General features: G+C 63.6%; 1 pseudogene. It reads right to left on the bottom strand.

The annotated features are described in order from the left end of the window. A pseudogene (locus ON20_RS25685) lies at window positions 1-464 on the bottom strand (helix-turn-helix domain-containing protein); the annotation flags it as partial. Between the last annotated feature and the right edge of the window lie 39 nt (window positions 465-503).

Below are 503 nucleotides of genomic sequence, written 5' to 3'. Positions count from 1 at the left end.
TGGACGCGCCCGCCGTAGAAGACACGGATTCCCTTGTCCCAGTCCTGCGCCGACCGCTTATCGATGCCGACCGCGGCTGCTGCCTGCGCTCGTGTTCTGCCCTCTTTGCGAAGCAGCAGGAACTCCCGGCGCGGCGCATCGGCGCTCTTACCAGTGAAGATCCCCGCCTGGTGCGCCCACTTGTAGCAGGTAATTCTGGTAAATCCGAGCTCGCGTGCTACCGCGGACACGTTGTGATTCTCCGCCAACCGCCGGAAGAATTCGGCCTTCTCCTGCTCCGAATACACCCGTGGGGTGGGACGCGGCGTTGCGACCCCGGCCCGGCGAACCCATCGATAGCCGGCATCAGGCGAAACTCCTGCGACCGCAGCAGCGGCCCGGATCGTGGCTCCTCGATCCAAGACCTTGAAGAACTCCTGCTGCTGCTCGGCTGTGTACTTCTGTGCCGCCACCAACACCACCATCAGATCGTGTTGCGACGACTGCTGGAATCCAAGCCGGTG

The organism is Nocardia brevicatena NBRC 12119 (assembly GCF_000308495.1).
Classification (GTDB): domain Bacteria; phylum Actinomycetota; class Actinomycetes; order Mycobacteriales; family Mycobacteriaceae; genus Nocardia; species Nocardia brevicatena.
Note: the sequence above shows the minus strand (reverse complement) of the source record. Positions and strands in the feature narration are given on the sequence as shown.